The sequence below is a fragment of the Tsukamurella sp. 8F genome (assembly GCF_029167375.1).
GTDB lineage: Bacteria > Actinomycetota > Actinomycetes > Mycobacteriales > Mycobacteriaceae > Tsukamurella.
In genome coordinates this window covers 1-15,177 of the sequence record NZ_JARFTP010000029.1, presented here as the reverse complement: position 1 = coordinate 15,177, position 15,177 = coordinate 1, and the positions used below count along the sequence as shown (strand labels likewise).

General features: G+C 69.7%; 14 protein-coding genes. 6 read left to right on the top strand and 8 right to left on the bottom strand.

Annotation, left to right across the window (positions count from 1 at the left end):
- Nucleotides 1-83: 83 nt before the first annotated feature.
- Complete coding sequence (locus P0W64_RS18055) at nt 84-647, top strand: TetR/AcrR family transcriptional regulator (protein WP_275481553.1); 564 nt, start codon at nt 84-86, stop codon at nt 645-647.
- Between the two features lie 88 nt (nt 648-735).
- On the top strand, nt 736-1,695 hold the full coding sequence (locus tag P0W64_RS18050; protein ID WP_275481552.1) for an NAD-dependent epimerase/dehydratase family protein: 960 nt from the start codon (nt 736-738) through the stop codon (nt 1,693-1,695).
- Nucleotides 1,696-1,715: 20 nt separating this feature from the next.
- Here P0W64_RS18050 and P0W64_RS18045 read toward each other — a convergent pair whose 3' ends face one another.
- A complete protein-coding gene (locus tag P0W64_RS18045; protein WP_275481551.1) occupies nt 1,716-2,102 on the bottom strand; it encodes a helix-turn-helix domain-containing protein in 387 nt (128 codons plus the stop codon).
- Nucleotides 2,103-2,195: 93 nt separating this feature from the next.
- On the opposite strand from P0W64_RS18045, the gene P0W64_RS18040 reads away from it, so the two are divergent.
- A complete protein-coding gene (locus P0W64_RS18040) occupies nt 2,196-3,065 on the top strand; it encodes an alpha/beta fold hydrolase (RefSeq protein WP_275481550.1) in 870 nt (289 codons plus the stop codon).
- Here the strand turns inward: P0W64_RS18040 and P0W64_RS18035 are convergent.
- A complete protein-coding gene (locus tag P0W64_RS18035) occupies nt 3,058-3,396 on the bottom strand; it encodes a ferredoxin family protein (RefSeq protein WP_275481549.1) in 339 nt (112 codons plus the stop codon). The two genes, P0W64_RS18040 and P0W64_RS18035, sit on opposite strands and share 8 nt — an antisense overlap.
- Complete coding sequence (locus P0W64_RS18030; RefSeq protein WP_275481548.1) at nt 3,393-4,985, bottom strand: FAD-binding protein; 1,593 nt, start codon at nt 4,983-4,985, stop codon at nt 3,393-3,395. The genes P0W64_RS18035 and P0W64_RS18030 overlap by 4 nt, the downstream gene beginning before the upstream one ends.
- A 179-nt stretch (nt 4,986-5,164) precedes the next feature.
- Between P0W64_RS18030 and P0W64_RS18025 the strand changes: the two genes are divergently transcribed.
- The 3 genes from P0W64_RS18025 to P0W64_RS18015 all read left to right on the top strand — a co-directional run bounded on the left by P0W64_RS18025 (nt 5,165) and on the right by P0W64_RS18015 (nt 7,876).
- A complete protein-coding gene (locus P0W64_RS18025; RefSeq protein ID WP_275481547.1) occupies nt 5,165-6,205 on the top strand; it encodes an ABC transporter substrate-binding protein in 1,041 nt (346 codons plus the stop codon).
- A 2-nt stretch (nt 6,206-6,207) separates the two neighbouring features.
- Nucleotides 6,208-7,026: an ABC transporter ATP-binding protein gene (locus P0W64_RS18020; protein WP_275481546.1), complete on the top strand. Its 819-nt coding sequence runs from the start codon at nt 6,208-6,210 to the stop codon at nt 7,024-7,026.
- Between the two features lie 94 nt (nt 7,027-7,120).
- Nucleotides 7,121-7,876, top strand: coding sequence for an ABC transporter permease (locus P0W64_RS18015; RefSeq protein WP_275481583.1), 756 nt, complete (start codon nt 7,121-7,123; stop codon nt 7,874-7,876).
- Nucleotides 7,877-7,965: 89 nt separating this feature from the next.
- Here P0W64_RS18015 and P0W64_RS18010 read toward each other — a convergent pair whose 3' ends face one another.
- The 5 genes from P0W64_RS18010 to P0W64_RS17990 form a co-directional block, all read right to left on the bottom strand.
- Nucleotides 7,966-8,748: a hypothetical protein gene (locus tag P0W64_RS18010; protein ID WP_275481545.1), complete on the bottom strand. Its 783-nt coding sequence runs from the start codon at nt 8,746-8,748 to the stop codon at nt 7,966-7,968.
- Nucleotides 8,749-8,771: 23 nt separating this feature from the next.
- Nucleotides 8,772-9,725, bottom strand: a complete 954-nt coding sequence (locus P0W64_RS18005) for an alpha/beta hydrolase (protein WP_275481544.1) — start codon at nt 9,723-9,725, stop codon at nt 8,772-8,774.
- Between the two features lie 170 nt (nt 9,726-9,895).
- Nucleotides 9,896-11,158: an extracellular solute-binding protein gene (locus P0W64_RS18000; protein WP_275481543.1), complete on the bottom strand. Its 1,263-nt coding sequence runs from the start codon at nt 11,156-11,158 to the stop codon at nt 9,896-9,898.
- A gap of 12 nt (nt 11,159-11,170) precedes the next feature.
- Complete coding sequence (locus P0W64_RS17995; RefSeq protein ID WP_343232880.1) at nt 11,171-12,184, bottom strand: tetratricopeptide repeat protein; 1,014 nt, start codon at nt 12,182-12,184, stop codon at nt 11,171-11,173.
- Between the two features lie 22 nt (nt 12,185-12,206).
- The coding region (locus P0W64_RS17990) for an AMP-binding protein (protein WP_343232879.1) at nt 12,207-15,177 on the bottom strand (2,971 nt) is incomplete at its 5' end.

Below are 15,177 nucleotides of genomic sequence, written 5' to 3'. Positions count from 1 at the left end.
TATAGCGGGATTGGCCACCTCAGAGCGCGGTTCGCGACGGCACACCTTGACACGGATAGTGACTGACTGGTTACATACATTTCGTGAAGGGGACAGCAGAACGAACCCGCAGCACCGCCGAAGCGCGTCGGATCGAGGCGCTCGAAGCCGCACTGACCGCATTCTCGGCGACGGGCTATCACGCGACGACCGTCAGCGATGTGGCACGCACGGCGGGAATCTCCCACGGGTACGTCATGCGTTTGTTCGCAACCAAGCTGGGGCTGTTCGTGGCAACTCTCGAAGAGGGCTACGCGCGTATCACGGATGCCCTGAAGACCGGTGCAGCACTGGCACATGGGACCCAGCCGGAGGATGTGCTCGCCTCGATGGCCGACGCCTACGGCAGCCTCATCGGCGCCGACCGGCGACTGCTCATGGTGCAGGTCCACGCCCAGAGCGCATGCAGCGTGCCCGAGATCCGCGAAGCCGTGCGCCGTGGCCTGGCGGACCTCACGAACGTCGCGCACGACCTCGCCGGAGCGGACGCCGCGGAGTTGCAGCGATTCTTCGCGTACGGCCAGCTGTGCCATCTGGTGGCCACGGCCGACCTCGAATCGGTGGATGAACCCTGGGCCCGCACGATCGACCACGGAATATCCCACTAGCGATCACGCGTCGCTCTCCGATGCGGCGGCGTGGAAGTAACTGACCAGTCATAAGTAATTTGTACCGCACGGAAGGAGCTGCGCGACAATGACGCTCAACGCGAACGCACATGGGGACCTCCACGTCGTACTGGGCGCTGGACCGGCGGGCACGGCGATCGTCCGCGAATTGCTCGGGCGAGGACGCAGGGTCCGGCACGTCAACCGTTCGCCGATCGCCGACGCGCACGAGGCCGTCGAGACCGCCGTCGCCGACGTCTCGTCGGCCGACCAGGCCTGCGTCGCCACGGCGGGCGCCACGACGATCTACCACGCGGTCAACGTGCCGTATCACCTCCAGGTGGCACAGATGCCGAGGATCGCCGACGCGGTCATCGCAGCGGGGGCTCGCAACGATGCGCGGGTCGTCGTCCTCGACACCCTGTATCCCTACGGCGAAGCCGACGGGGAGGCCATCACCGAGGAGACTCCGTGGTCGGCCATCAGCTCCAAGGGGCGGATGCGCGCGGAACTGGACCGGCGGTATCTCGATGCGCACGCCGCCGGCCACGTGCGCGTCGCCCTCGGTCGGTCCGCCGACTTCTACGGTCCGGGCGTGATGAACTCGACGCTCGGCGGGGCATTCTTCCCCGCGGCCCTCTCCGGCGGCCACGCGGTGGTGTTCGGCGATATCGATCTGCCCCACAGCTATTCGTACATCCGTGACGTCGCCGCCGGACTGGTCGACCTCGGCACCGCCGACGACACCGCCTGCGGGCGGATCTGGCACCTACCGACCGTCCCCGCCGAAAGCACCCGTAACGTCATCGCCTGCGTCGGGCGGATCCTCGGCCGCGAGGTGCCCACCCGGATCGTGGCCGAGCCGGGCGCCGTCGGGCCGTTCGACGAGCAGTTCATGAGGGAGTACGCCGAGATGTTCTACCAGCACCGTGTTCCCCAGAACATGGTGTCCGCGACCTTCGAGCGGGCGTTCCACCGCTCCCCCACGCCGCTCAGCGAAGGCCTCACCGCAACGATCGACTGGTACCGCACCATCGTTCCCTCGTGACCGACGGAGCCTCACCCGTACTACGCGTCAGGCCGACGGTCGAGCGTCGACGCGACCGATCGCGCTCGCTCGACGGAACCCATATTGGTCTCGGCCCAGTTCCGCAACGCGCGCACCGGTTCGACCAGAGTGCGCCCCAGCGCGGTGAGCGAGTAGTGCACCGCAGGCGGCCTGGTCGACTCGACGCGTCGCGCAGCAAGGCCGTCGGCCTCGAGCCGTCGCAGGGTCTGGGTGAGCATCTTCTGCGATACCCCCGGCATCCGGCGCTTCAATGCGCCGAACCGGATCTCCTCGGACTCCGCCAGCAGCAGGACGACCATCACGGTCCATTTCGATCCGACCCTGTCGAGCAGGAGTCGCGTCGGACACGCGGCGTCGTACAGGTCGCCCTTCCGTCCGTCGGTCACCTCCGGGTACCTATGTGCGGGCGAAGTGCCCTCTGGCGTGGACCCCATTGCTCTCCTAACGTTCCCCGGTATCGAACAGTAACCAGGAGGGTCATGACCAACCAGTCCGAGGCGGCATATCCGACCACGACCGAGAAGCTGACGCTCGGGAACATCGCCGTGAGCGTTCGCCACGCGGGATCCGGCCCGACGATCCTTCTCCTACACGGGTTCCCGCACACGAAGCAGGTCTGGCGCGCGGTCGAGCCCGTCCTGATCGATGCCGGCTACCGTGTGGTCTCGCCCGACCTGAGGGGGCTGGGCGACACCGATAGGACGCCGGACGGATACCACGCGGACGACCTGGCGATGGATCAGGTCCGTCTGCTCGACGCGCTGTCATCGGACGCCGCACACGTCGTCGGCTTCGACCTCGGCGCGGCCCCGGCTTTCGCCCTCGCGGCAGCGCACCCCGGACGCGTACGGAGCCTGACCGTCGTCGAGGCGATCCTCGGTGGACTGCCCGGAGCTGAGGCATTCCTCGCACATCCACCGTGGTGGTTCGGCTTCCATCAGGCACCGGGTGGTCTGGCAGAGGACGTCTTGGAGGGTGATGAGGGCCGATACATCCGCCACTTCCTCGCCACCGGCTCCGAGGTCGGCGTACCCCACGATCTGGAGCAGCACTTCGTCGATGCCTACACGGGCCACGCGCGCCTGCGCGCGGCATTCGAGCACTACCGGGCGATGCCCGGCAACGCCCGGTGGAGCCGGGCGTGGGCCGAGCACGGGCGACTGCCGATGCCCGTGGCAGCGATCGGTGCGTCCGCGGTCGAGGACGCCCTCGCTCGCCAACTCGCAACCGTCTGCGACGACCTCACCGGGCACCTGCTCCCCCGGAGCGGGCATATCGTTCCGGTCGACGCGCCACGAGAACTCGCCGCTATCGTGCTCGACACCGCGCACCGGGCGTCGATCAGCTGATGATCGCGGCCCCGTCGGCGCCGAAGGCCGGTCCGACCGCGACGGCGGGCGCCGGTACTCGTCCATGGCCCCAGCCGATGCGGGCGCGGTAGCCGCCGATTTCGGCGCCCACCGCGTCGAGGTCCCGCGCCGACTCGTCGGGCTCCGTGCGGGGCGAGACGTACAGGGCGTCGGCGGGGCAGTTCGCCTCGCATTGAAAGCACGTCTGGCAGTCGGAGCCGCGCGCGATCTCCGGGATACCGTCGGCTCCGCGGTCGAATACGTCGGTGGGACACACAAGGATGCACTTGTCGCATGCGATGCAGCGATCCGCAGAAACGAGTTCGATCACGAGGCCACCTCCAAGGGGAGGGTGGGCGCGTCCTGCGTACGCACCCGGATCCGATCGAGCCCGGACACCACGATGCGATGGTGCTGGGCAGGATCGGTGTCCGGATGGTCGGTACGCCGCGCCATGCCACGCGACTCGGTTCGTGCCGATGCGGCCGTGTACATCCACCGGGCGTGCGCTGTCATCGCCGCCGCACGACGCGCGGCCAGCGCCCCTGCGCCGGTGCCGCCCAAGCCTTCTCGGGAGCGCTGCCACACATCGTCCAGTACGGCCAGCGAACGCTGCAGGGTCGCACCGTCACGGAAGTAGTTGCGGTCGTACGGCAGCACCTCGCCCTGCACCGCGGCCACCACATCGCGCGGATCCACCGACGATCTGGAGCCGAGCCCCACCTCGCCGACCTGTGCCGATCGATCGGGCACGCCGTCCCGCGCAAATGCCGCGGCGCCAGCGCCCGCCCACGTCCCGGACGACATCGCCCACGCCGCGTTGTGGCTGCCGCCGCCGGTGAAGCCTCCGCAGATCTCCTCGCGTGTGGCCGCGTCGCCGGCCGCGTATAGCCCCGGAACCGTTGTGGCGCAGTCGTCGCCGGTGAGGCGGATGCCTCCCGTACCGCGGACCGTGCCCTCCGCGACCAGTGTCACCTCGAAACGGTCGGAGACCGGGTCGATCCCGAAGCGGTCGAACGGCAGAAAGAAGTTCGGCTGCGCGCGGCGCATCGCAGTGGCGTCGGCTCCCGGCCGATCGAGCGTGCAGAACACGGGGCCGCGCAACAACTCCCGGGCGATCGGAGAGCGATGATGCCCGCTCGCACCCTCGATGACGCTGCCGTCCTCGCGATAGAAGGTCGCGTACCGGTAGAAGGCCGTCTTGGTCACCGAGGTCCCTTTGGGGGCGATTCCGTAGGCGTTGGAGAACTCCATCCCGGAGAGCTCGGCGCCCGCCTCGCCGGCGAACAGCGCACCGTCACCGGTGTTCACATCGCACCCGAGTGCCTTGGACAGGAACGCGCAACCCCCCGTGGCGAGTACGACCGCGCCGGCACGAACCCGGTAGTCGCGCTTCGCCTGCCGGCGATACCCGTGCACACCCGCGGCGCGACCACGGCCGTCGGTCAGGAGTCCGGTCACCGGGCTGTGATCGAGGACGGTCACGCCTGCGCGCCGAACCTGGATCCGCATGCGCCGCATGTACTCCGGTCCCTGCAGGCCGTTACGCAGCTGCCGTCCGTCCGATGCGACGGGGAACGGGTATCGCGCGTTACGCGCGAGATCGTCCATCCTGTTGTATGTCTCGTCGAGTACACGCGCCGACCACCTACGGTCGGCGAGATAGCCGCCGCGTGCCTCGCGATCTTCGATCGCCGCCGCGCGGAGCGCGGGATCGGGTTCGACGTACCAGACCCCCGTTCCCGCCGACGCCGTGGCCCCGCTCGTACCGCAGTAGCCCTTATCCACCAGGACGACGTCCGCACCGGCACGCGCCGCCGTCAGGGCCGCCCACGTCGCGGCCGGACCACCGCCGACGACGACCACGTCTGCTGTCTTCTCCTCCACCTGCACTCCAGTTCCCGCGCTCGGCCGACGCATTCGCACGACGATGCCAGGCGGCGTAGACCACGCACGAGCCTTGCGATCGACCCGATTGGAACCACGCGGATCCGAACCACGCTGATTTCAAGGGGTCTCAGTGCGATCCCCGGTTCGTAGGCTGCCCCGGAACCCACGACGGCCGACAGCCTTCGGCCGCCTATCGGAAGGCAGTACACGTGACCCATCGCCGCACAGCACTGACGCGGGGCATCGCCGCCGCGGTCGGGACCGCACTCGTCGCCTCCCTGACCGCGTGCGGCGCGGGCGGCTCGGCGCGGACCGAGAACGGCGTGACCGAACTCCGCTACCAGGGCTGGACCAACCAGGTCACACCCGCCGAGCTGGCCCAGGACCTCGGATTCTTCGATGGGAAGGTCAAGCTCGACTGGGTCGGCAACACCATCAGCGGGCCGCAGGACATCCAGTCCGCCGCGACCGGTCAGACCGACTTCGGCGGCGCGTTCGCCGGGGCCGTCGCCAAGCTGGCCTCCGCGGGTGCCCCCATCACCGCCGTCATCAACTACTACGGTGCGGACGACAAGACGTTCACCGGCTACTACGTCAAGGACGATTCGCCGATCCGGTCGGTCAAGGACCTGATCGGCAAGAAGATCGGCGTCAATACTCTCGGCGGCCAGAACGAGGCGGACATCCACGATGTCCTCAAGAAGGCCGGCGCAACGGCGGACCAGATCAAATCGGTTCAGCTCGTGGCGCTTCCGCCCCCCAACACCGAGGATGCTCTGCGCAAGGGCCAGATCGAGGTGGCCGCACTCGGCGACCAGTTCCGCCAGCGCGCCGTCGCCGCAGGCGGGATCCGCCCGGTGTTCACCGAGCCGGAGGCGTTCGGCAACTTCAACGGCGGCGAGTACGTGCTACGCAAGGACTTCATCAAGAAGAACCCGGACGCGGTGCGGGCGTTCACCACCGGTGTCGCCAGGGCCATCGAATGGCTGCGCACGACCCCACGCGACCAGGTGATCGAGCGCGCGACCAAGATCATCCAGGCTCGGCACCGGCCCAACGAGACCACGTCGACTCTGAAGTACTGGCAGTCGGTGGGCATCCCGTCCAAGTACGGGAAGATCTCCGACGAGGACTTCACGCGCTGGCAGAGCTGGCTGCAGGACACCGGCGCCATCAGCGGCCCGCTCAACCCTTCGTCCCTCTACACCAACGAGTACAACTCGCTCGCGACCGGGAAGCAGGGGTCCTGACGATGCCGGAGAAGATCGAGATCCGAGGAGTCACCAAGAAATTCGGTGACCGCTCGACGGGCCGCCAGACCGTCGCACTCGCCGACGTGTCACTGTCCGTCGCCGATGGCGAGTTCCTCACCCTGGTCGGCCCCAGCGGCTGCGGGAAGTCGACGCTGCTCGAACTCATCGGCGGGCTCACGACGCCCACCTCGGGGGAACTACTGCTCGACGGTGCCCCCATCACCGGCCCGGGTCTCGACCGCGGCATCGTGTTCCAGCAGTACGCGCTCCTTCCCTGGCGGACCGCACAAGCCAACGTCGAACTCGGACTGGAGGTCTCGGGAGTCGGCAAACGCGAGCGGGCGGCACGTGCGCGCGAGTTCCTCGACCTCGTCGGACTCGACGCGTTCCGCGACCGGTACCCACACGAACTGTCGGGCGGCATGAAGCAGCGGGTCGCCATCGCCCGGAGCCTGGTCTACGAGCCCAAGGTGCTGCTCATGGACGAGCCGTATGCGGCTCTCGATGCGCAGACCCGTGAGTCCCTGCAGGTGGAGCTGCGCTCCATCTGGCAACGCACGGGCGGCACCGTCGTCTTCATCACACACGGTATCGAGGAGGCGGTCTTCCTCGGCCAGCGCGTGGCCGTCATGACGTCACGCCCCGGCCGTATCAAGGAGGTTCTGCCCATCGATCTCGCCGATCGCGACTCGGGCGGCGACATCCGCTCGACCCCGGAGTTCACGTCGTACCGGCACCACGTGTGGGAGCTCCTACACGACGAGATCAGCCGCGCCGCAGAGGCGTCGCGCACCAAGGAGGTCGTCGAAGTTGGTTAGCATCCTGCCCCGCACCGCACAGCCCGTCGACGTACCGACGACAGCCGACGCCGCCGACGAACGGCCAGGCGTCGCGCGGCGGCTCAGTGCAACCCTGCGCACCGTAGTCGTCCGTTCGTCGGCCATCGTGATCTTCCTTGCGCTATGGCAGTTCGCGCCGATCTTCGGATGGGTGGACCGGACCTTCCTGCCGCCGTTCACGGAGGTGCTATCGGCCTGGTGGGATCTCGCGAAGAGCGGCGAGCTCTGGACGGACGTCGCAGCGAGCCTCACCCGCTCGCTGTCGGGCTTCGCGATCGCCGTGGTGATCGCCGTCCCCGTCGGCCTGCTGATCGCGTGGTACAAGACTCTCGCGGAGGCGCTTTCGCCGCTCCTGACGGTTTTCCTGAACACGGCCGCGGTAGCCCTGCTACCCGTGTTCGTCTTGATCCTCGGCATCGGCGAGACGTCGAAGATCGCGATCATCGCGTACGCCTCGTTCTGGCCGGTGCTGTACAACACGATCGCCGGCGCGCGGAACGTCGATCCACTGCTCGTACGGTCGGTGCGCTCGCTGGGCGTGACAGGGCCGCGCCTCTTCCAGAAGGTGGTGCTGCCGGGCGCACTCCCGACAGTGTTCACCGGCATCCGGCTCGCGGGCGCGACGTCGATCCTCGTGCTCATCACCACTGAGCTCGTGGGAGCCAAGGCCGGACTCGGCTACCTGATCAGCAACTCGCAGTACAACTTCGAGATTCCGAAGATGTTCGCGGGGATCCTGACCGTCGCCGCAGTGGGCGTGATCTTCAATCAGGTACTACTCACCGCAGAGCGCCGCGTCTCCCGCTGGCGCGTCGACGCCCGCGGTTAAGGCACAAGCGTGAGGCGGCTGGGACGCCGCCGCCGTCGGACGCGCCGTCGTCATCGGCATCGCCGCGGCACGACCCCGCGGCCACGGGGTTACGCCGGGTCCGTCAGGCCGGGCGCGACGGCGACGTCGTGCCCGGTCCGGTCGCGGACCTGCTGCGCCACCGTGAGTGGTACTGCATCCGTCGACACAAGCACGCGCGCCTCCTGAAGAGCCTGCACCGCAAGGGGATCGGCAGCCGCCCAGGTATAGAACGATGCGTCGCCCAGGTACAGCGAACCCGCGGGTAGGCGCCCCTCGGCGACATGGACGAGCGCGCTGCCCACCCGCATCGGCGCCACCAGCCCCAGGGCGAGCGCGGTGGCCCCCGACAGCGGCAACGCGCTCACCACGGTGTCGGCATCGGTCCAGCCCCATCCTGCGGCAACGCCGTCGGTGTAGTCGGCCATCGCCCGCCGCGTGAAGGGCACGTCCCCCGAGACCAGCGCGACGGCGTCCAGAGGGGGCTCCGGGATGTGGTGCCAGCCGCGCGCGTGTACGCGCACCGGCACCGTCGGCAGCCCGCTCCCGGCGCCCACGACATCGGGCGGACCACCCAGCCACGCCTGCACATCCTTCGCGGCGGCCACATCGCCCGGCCCGACGGGCACCACGGGCACCCCGGCACGCAGGGCGCCGACCAGACCGACGACGGTACTCAGCTCCGGCCCGGCCCACACCGCCAGCGGCCCACGCACGCCGAGCCCCAGCAGACGTTCGGCCACCGCGGTGCTGGCACCGAGCAATTCGCTCCGCCGCAGCCCCACTCCGCCGACGGTGACCGCCGGCCCATCCTCAGCGGTGGGCACAGGACGACTGAGCGGCGGAAACAGCATGTGCGCCAGCGTATGCCAGAGGATCAGGCCGCGCTGCGCCGCACCCGATGCGCGAGCACCGAACGGCAGAATGACACGGCCAGGCGCACGGCCTCCATGCTCTCCGGCGTAAGCCCCGTCAGTACGGGGAAGGCGTGCACGCCGCCGTCGAACAGGTGCAGATCGCACTCCTGGCCCGCGTCATCGAGTCGTCCATGCAGGCGCTCGGAGTCGATCCTCAGCATCTCGCCGCTCGCCGCCACCAGCAGGGTCGGCGGGAACGCGTGGACGGGTACGGTCACAGCGTCGTCCACGCCGCGTGCAGGATCGGGCCCCAGGTCGAACCACATCCGCAGGGACCGCAGCTTGCCCACGGTGATGTAGGCATCGGAGATGCGGCCGCGCGGGTCGTCATCCGCCACGGTCGGGTTCAGTAGCGGCGAGTAGCCGACGAACGCCGCCGGTCGCGACGCGACGTCGAGATACGCCAGCTCGATCACCTTGGCGCACAGGTACCCGCCCGCAGAGTCCCCGCCCAGCAACACGTCCTCGTACCGGGAGTCTGCCAGCGCGCGGTAGACGCGGTACGCGTCCTCGACCGACGTCCCGATCCCCACCTCGGGTAGCTGGCGGTAGTGGACGTTGTATACGGCGACGCCGAGCGCCCGAGCGAGCACGGCGGCGAGGCGGCGGTGTGTGGCCGGGCCACCGGCGAGGAAAGCGCCACCGTGGAAATACACGAGGGCGGCGTCGTCGCGCGCGTCGTGGCGCTGCGGGGTGATCCGCTCGACCTCGACCCCGGCCAGGACCTCGCGTTGGATGTCCACACCCGATGGGGTCCACGGCACGGCATCCGCGATCCGCTCGGCAAGGGCCAGCGGGCGCAGCGACCACGACCGCAGCGGGTAGGCGGCGATCAACGGCTTCAGTAGGACACGGGCGCCGACCTGGGTCAGAGCCGCGGGCACACTGACGGAGCGGTGCGCAATCACCGACATCTCCCCAGGTCTCCTCTCGTGGGCGCGCGGGTGCCCACGCGGAACAAACTCGGAGAATTATGTCCTATCAGACGCGCAGAACCGGGAAATCACACGCATATCGTGTGCGAACCGTCGTTACCGGCGTACGCGTGACGACACTCTCGTCCAGGGAGGATCGGCGTGCCGGATCAGCGGAACCGGCCGACCTCGCGGTCCACGATGTCGCCGGCCACGCCCAGCTCGATGATGGGGTCCGCACCGCCGCGGATGACATGGTCCAGGGCATCCCGGAAGGCGGTCTCGCACCGTTGGGTCCACAGGAGCGGCTTCTGCGGCCGCCCCACCGTGTTCACCAGATCCGCCGCATCGCCCAGCGCACCGGTGGTCTCGGCCTCGAACCGCTTGACCAGGGACTTCCGGCACGGGACATGCAGACCGTAACTGCGCGCCCAGTCCAGCTGCAGGTCCGTGCGCTCGACCCACAGCCACTGTACGAACCTACGGGCGGCCTCGCTGTGCTGAGCGTGCGCATTGACCACCGCACCGTAGGCGCCGAAGGGCACGCTCGGGCCGCCGCCGGTGCCGACCGCGGGGAACGGCGCGACCGCCACGTCGTCGCCGAGCGCCGCAGTGATGGCCGGCAGCGCCCACAAACCCGTCCACGCGATCGCGACACGGCCCTGCGCGAACGTGGTCGGGTCGGACCAGTCGGCCGGGGCGTCGAGTAGTAGGTCACCCGATACGAACAGCTCACGCAATGTCCCGAGACCCGCTGCGACGTCGGCATTCACAAAGGCCGGATGTCCACTCGAGGTGAGATAGTCGTGGCCGCTCGACCACAGCAGCGGGCCGCCGACGACGTCGACGCCGCCCGCACGGCCCAGGAACAGCCCGTTCGCCGCCCCCTGGTTGAGGGCTCGCGCGGCCGATACGAGCTCGTCGAGGGTACGCGGGGCCGTCACACCCGCCTGCGCCAGCAGCGACGGCCGATACACGAACATCTGCACGTCGGTGGCCTGCGGGATCCCGTACAGCCGGCCACGGTGGCTCATCTGCTCGAGCAGCGAGGACGTGAAGTCGGAACGTGCCTCGCCGAGGAGGTCCGTGAGGTCGGCCACCTGTCCCGAGGCGACCATATCGATCGTGGGCCCGTTCGCGTACTCGAAGACGTCGGGCCCCGTGCCCGCGGTGAGCGCATCGACGGCGTAGGCGTCGTAGTCGCCGGGAACGACGCGCACATCTACTCGGGCGCTCGTGAACTGGTGCGCGTATCGCGCCAGCGCCTGCGTCGTACCCTGTTCGCCATAGCGGTGGAACCACGCCGACACCGGCCCCGTCGGCTGCGCGCCGGCGCCCTCACCGCAGGCCGTTGCGACGCCCCCGAGCGCGGCGCCCAGCCCCAGCCGACCGGCACCGACGAGCAGCGCGCGGCGGCCGAGGCGTGCGGTCATGTCACGGCCGCTCTAGAACAGCGCGGCCGCGAGGGAGCGGCGCGCGGCGGTAACCGTCGGGTCGGCGGAGTCGAACAGATCGAAGAGGTCGACGAGTCGGGCGCGTGCGGCGGCGCGCTCATCGCCGGTGGTGCGCTTTACGAGGGCGATCAGGCGCGCGAACGCGTCCTCCTGTCGCCGGGCGAGCACCTCGGCGTCCGCGGCCGCGAACGCCAGCTCCGCGTCCTCTGGATCGGCGTCGGCACGCTCGATCGCGTCAGGCGCGAGCTGTGTGGCGCGTTCCATGAAGTCCATCTGCTTGGCAGCGGCCGCTGCCTCGCGGTTCGCGGGCTCCGCGTTGAGGATCGCCTCGTAGGCCGCCTTCGCGCCCGCGTAGTCACCGTCGGCCGCCAATTGTTCGGCGGCTTCGAGGCGCGGGTCTGCGGGCGCCTCCGGCACACCCGAGACCGGGCCGAGGACCGATTCGAGCTGCGTGAACAGGTTGTCCAGCCAGGCACGCAGAGAGTCCTCCGGCTGCACGCCTGCAAACGCGTCTACCGGCCGCCCGGCGGCGACTGCGATGACCATCGGGACCGACTGCGCCCGGAACGCCTGCACGATGCCCGGCGATGCGTCGACGTCGACGCGCGCGAGGACGAACGCGCCCCCGTATTCGCCGGCGAGTTTCTCCAGCACCGGGTCCAGCTGCGCCGACTGCTCGGACCAACTCGCCGACAGGTTCACGACGAAGAGCTTCTGCGCGGACGGCTCGATCACCGCGGTCGCGAACGTCTGGTCCGTGACATCGATGACGGTGCCGATCGCATCGGTCTGGCCGGGCTGGTCCGGGACGTTGTCAGCCCCGCCGGGACCGTCCGACCCGGGTGGGGCCGACGGGCGCTGCTGGGCGGAGCGGGCCGCGTCGGCCTTCGCCCGGAGCCCGGAGAGGTCGACCGCCCCCGACATCGCCGCGACCGTCCGCATCGCACGTTGCCGCTGTTCGGGGTCCTGTCTGGGTGCGCCACCTCCGGCGCGCGGTGTAGTCACGGTTCCATGCTAAGCACTGCCGTCACGACGGCTCGCTGTACCGGCCCTTCTCCGAGTCGAAGTGCCACACGCTGGGACCCGGTTCGGGCACACCGCGCGCCGCGAGTTCGGACCGGCGAGGGCGATGCCAGCTGGTCATCGGCACGTCGTCGAGGACCTCGACGACGTCGGGCCGCTGCGGGCCGCGCGAGGCGAACGCCCTGGTGACGTCGTCTGCGGTCAGGGTCGTTCCGGGCCGCAGGGTCACGACGCCTACGACGGTGTCCCCACGTTCGCCCGGCACCTGGTACGCGACAGCGAGGTCGACCTGGCCGAGTTGCTCGAGCACATCGCGGACCGGGATGGTGTAGACGGGTCCGCGCTCCGTCAGCGGACAGTGCGCCAGCGAGTCGACGAGCCAGTAGTCACCGTCGTCGTCCTCGCGGAACAGGTGCCCCGTCGAGAACCATGCGTCGCCCCGAGAGAACACGCCGCGCAGAAGCGACTCGTGCCGGTTGTCGACACCGGTGCGGCCGATGAGCACCCCGACCTCGCCACGTGGTACCTGCACGAGATAGCCGTCGGCGCCCTCTACGAACCGACGGGTGGCCGGGTCGACCGCGACGACGGCGACCTCCGCACTGCCCGGCAGTCGGCGCCCCTTGGCGCCGGGCTTCGCGCCGCGCACGTCGGCGAGCACGATCTCGCCCTCGGTGGACGCGTAGAACTCGACGACGCGAGCGGGAGCGAACCGCTCCCCCACGCGCCGCGCGAGCTCGGCAGACATACCGGAGCCGATGAACGCGCGGACCGGGTGGTACGGGGGTACGACCAGGTCTGGGTCGTCGAGCACCGCCCGCATGAGGTTCCAGGTGTAGCAGACCGCCGTGACGCCGTACCGCTGCACCTCGGTCATGAACGTCGAAGGACAGAAGTCGCGGGTCAGCGCGATGCGCGCGCCGCCCGCGACAGCGCCGCCGACGCTCGTCAGCAGTCCGGACGAGTGGCTGAGCGGCGTCAGGCAGTAGACGGTGTCCGCCTCGGTCAGCTTGGCCGCCGACGCGGTGCCGAACGCGGACAGCGCCCACCGCGCGTTGGTGATGTATTTCGCGCGCAGTCCGATGTCCGACCCGGAGAACATGATGAACGCGAGATCCCGGCCGAGGCCGGCGTCGCGCCGATACCAGCGCGGCATGCGCACGGCGTCGGGGTCCACCTGCTCGAGATCGACGACGTCCGCTCCGAGGTCCTGCCTGCTGGCCCCGGGCCGATCACGCCGGTCACCGCCACCGACGACGAAGACCCGCGACGCAGCCGCGCGGGCCTCGTCCAGGTGCTCCGGGTCGGTGACCACCGACGATGCCTCGCCGATCCGTAGGGCCTCCGCGAGGTCGGTACCGGGCGCGAGCAACACGCCCACCGCGCCGAGGCGGGACAGCGCTGCGATGGTCACCAGAGCGGACGGGCGGGTGTGCATCATGACGCCGACGTGCTCGCCCTGCCGCACGCCGACCTGGATGAGCCCGGAGACGACGCGGTCGATGCGCTCGTCCACCGCCCGCCGCGTGTGCACGCGGTCCTCGTACAGGAAGCACTCACCGTCCGGATCACGCACGGCCTGCTCGGCGAGCAACTTGCCGAGCGAGATCCGCGTGTGCGGTTGCAGCTGGCTCAAGCGGACGAGCTTCGGCACGCCCCGGACAGCCTCGCGCGCCACGGCCTGTGCACCCGCGGAGACGCCCGCGGCCACGTCGATGACGTCTCGCGCGGCACCGAAGCCGATGGTCGCGAGACCTGCGACGCCGGCGACCAGCGGGTTTACCGGCGGATCGTCGTCGCCGGTCGGGGGCCGCATCGGCGCGATATTGCCGGGGATCTCGCCCCGCCCCTCGCGCCAGGCGATCCATCGAGCCACCGTCGGCCAGGAGACGGTACCGGCGGAGGTTCCCACGACCAGGCCGAAGTGGCCCGCAGGGAGTTGCGCCTCGTACACGTCGGCGCGGGGCGCCGCCGCGAGGATGCCGCGGACTGCGCTGGGGCGCCCGATCTGGTCGCTGGTACCGACGAAGGCCAGGATGGGCGCGCTGATCTGCGCGAGGGTGACAAGCTCGCCGTCGATGGGGAACCCGCCCGTGAGCATGCGGTTGTGCACCACGAACTGCTTCAGCAGATCCGCGACGGCCGGCCCCGCGTAGGCGACGAAGCCGTCGGACTCGAGGAACCGGCGCTGGTCCTCGCGTGGCAGCAGCGCGTCTCTGTCGTGTAGCTGGCGCAGGAAGTCGATGCGCGACTTGACCGTCTTCACAGGATCGAGCAGTTCGAAGCCGCGACGCACCATCCAACTCGGCAGGTAGAGCCGATTGAACACGTGATCGGCGAGCAGATCGGCGCCCTTACTCACCAGCGCGGGCGGTGCGCCGAGCGGCATGTTCGCGGATATGTCGACGGGGCTGCCGAACGTCGCGATGCTTGCGATGGCGCTGCCGCGCCGGTAGGCGGCCACCTGGTAGGCGAACATGCCGCCCTGCGAGTACCCCGCGAGGTGCACGTCGCGCCCGCGCACGCCGGTGATGTGGTCGATCGCGCGGGACACCGCTACGACGTGATCGGCGAGATTTCGCTCGAGGCCGCCCTCCTCGCGGTCGGGCGAGCCGAAGTCGATGACGTACACGTCGACGCCTGCGTTGTGCAATACCGTCGCCGCCCCCCGGTCGGCGTTCACGTCGAAGATGTTGGCATCCACCATGAGTGGCGGGACGAGCAGCACGACCGGCCGGTCATCGGGCGTCGGCGGCTCGTCCGCGAAGTAGTGCCGCAGCCGGTACATCGGCGAGCGTTCGACGACATCGAACGGCGACGGCTCCGCACCGGTCTCCAGTCCGCCGAGGCGCAGCACCTCGACGCCGTTGCGTGCGGTCATGGCCAGGCGGCCGACCGATGCGCCCAGCGCACGGCCTCCCGGCACGCTCCCCAGGATGTCCACCATCGCGTCCTTAAGAAAAGCCGTGCGGGGG

Coding starts and splice junctions, on each gene's coding strand:
- P0W64_RS18050 (WP_275481552.1), top strand. CDS start 736: ATGACGCTCAACGCGAACGCACATGGGGACCTCCACGTCGTACTGGGC.
- P0W64_RS18040 (WP_275481550.1), top strand. CDS start 2,196: ATGACCAACCAGTCCGAGGCGGCATATCCGACCACGACCGAGAAGCTG.
- P0W64_RS18030 (WP_275481548.1), bottom strand. CDS start 4,985: ATGCGTCGGCCGAGCGCGGGAACTGGAGTGCAGGTGGAGGAGAAGACA.
- P0W64_RS18020 (WP_275481546.1), top strand. CDS start 6,208: ATGCCGGAGAAGATCGAGATCCGAGGAGTCACCAAGAAATTCGGTGAC.
- P0W64_RS18010 (WP_275481545.1), bottom strand. CDS start 8,748: ATGCTGTTTCCGCCGCTCAGTCGTCCTGTGCCCACCGCTGAGGATGGG.
- P0W64_RS18005 (WP_275481544.1), bottom strand. CDS start 9,725: ATGTCGGTGATTGCGCACCGCTCCGTCAGTGTGCCCGCGGCTCTGACC.
- P0W64_RS18000 (WP_275481543.1), bottom strand. CDS start 11,158: ATGACCGCACGCCTCGGCCGCCGCGCGCTGCTCGTCGGTGCCGGTCGG.